Origin of the sequence: Streptomyces sp. NPDC005774, assembly GCF_042871645.1 — a bacterium.
In the GTDB taxonomy this organism is placed as follows: domain Bacteria; phylum Actinomycetota; class Actinomycetes; order Streptomycetales; family Streptomycetaceae; genus Streptomyces; species Streptomyces pratens.
In genome coordinates this window covers 1-1072 of the sequence record NZ_JBIAIV010000160.1, presented here as the reverse complement: position 1 = coordinate 1072, position 1072 = coordinate 1, and the positions used below count along the sequence as shown (strand labels likewise).

Sequence of the window (1072 nt, the reverse complement as noted above, 5' to 3'; positions counted from 1 at the left end):
CGGTCCAGGCCGGAGACCAGCACTTCTGTCCGCCCGCGAGCCCAAGGGGCTTGCTTGAGCCGGTTGCTCGGAAATCGGGCACGGCCGGTTCTGAGGGGGGACCGCTGCAGCAATGCAGCGGTCCTACCCGACGAGCGGTGGTTCGGCCTGCTGACCGACCAGATGATCCGCCGCGGCGTCCACACTTCCGTGAAAGCGCTGGAGGACGACATCAGAGCCTGGATCGAGACCTGGAACGAGAACCCCAGGCCCTTCACCTGGACCAAGACCGCCGACGAGATCCTCAAGTCCCTCGCCGACTACCTCGCCAAGGTCACTCCGTCAGCCACCGAAAATCAGCAAGGGACTTAAGCTCGCGATTTCTGGCGCATCACACTAGTTGCCGAGGTGGAGCAGGCCGGTGTCATGGCCGCAGCGCCTGAACCGGCCGGGCGCTCACGCTCCGCTGGACACCCACCGCACCACCGCCGCCACCCCCAGCACCACAGCCGGTACCGCCCACGGCCACCGCATCGCCCGCCGCACCGAGGACGTCAGCCATAGGGCTCCCACCGCGCCTGCCAAAACGACGGCCAAGGCACAGGCCAGCTCGATCCCGCCGTACGCGGCCTGGTCCCAGTCGCCGTCCGGACGGGTGTTGATCGCCAGCCAGAGGAAGAACGCCGCCGCCAGGGTCAACAGCACCACCGGAACGGCGAGGATCACGCGGAGCAGGCGGCGGTCGTCGTCGGGGTGGTGCGGGCGGTCGTCCACCGGGCGACGGGAGTGACCGATCTTCGGCCTGTCGCCGGTGTGCGAGGGTTTCGAGGACTGCATCAGCGGATCGCGTTCCTTGCCTGGTCCAGGTGATGGGCGAAGTCGCGGCTGTAACGTTGCGCCTGGTCGTTCTCCCAGTACGGTCCCCCGTTGTACCGCGCGGCAAGCTCCTGTTGCTGCTCCACCGTCATTTCTTCCGGGGGTGCGTCGGCGAAGTCGCTCGGGTGCAGATCCAATGAGGGTGCTGTCTATCAGGCGGTGAGTATGAGCCGGTCGCGGTAGCGTGCCTGGTGGTTGCGGTTGAACTCCTGCTGCT

The 1072-nt window shown here is 67.1% G+C and carries 2 protein-coding genes and 1 pseudogene; 1 reads left to right on the top strand and 2 read right to left on the bottom strand.

The features are described 5' to 3' along the window. Positions 1-132 precede the first annotated feature (132 nt). Positions 133-351, top strand: a pseudogene (locus tag ACFYQA_RS39610) (IS630 family transposase); the annotation flags it as partial. A gap of 84 nt (positions 352-435) precedes the next feature. Here ACFYQA_RS39610 and ACFYQA_RS39605 read toward each other — a convergent pair. Both ACFYQA_RS39605 and ACFYQA_RS39600 read right to left on the bottom strand, forming a co-directional pair. Further along, entirely contained in the window at positions 436-816 is a 381-nt protein-coding gene (locus tag ACFYQA_RS39605; protein WP_388928707.1) for a hypothetical protein, read from the bottom strand. Then, positions 816-941, bottom strand: a complete 126-nt coding sequence (locus ACFYQA_RS39600; protein WP_388928705.1) for a hypothetical protein — start codon at positions 939-941, stop codon at positions 816-818. The genes ACFYQA_RS39605 and ACFYQA_RS39600 overlap by 1 nt, the downstream gene beginning before the upstream one ends. Positions 942-1072 lie beyond the last annotated feature (131 nt).

Excerpts from the sequence above, each read along its gene's own strand:
- ACFYQA_RS39605 (WP_388928707.1), bottom strand. The coding sequence starts at position 816 with ATGCAGTCCTCGAAACCCTCGCACACCGGCGACAGGCCGAAGATCGGT.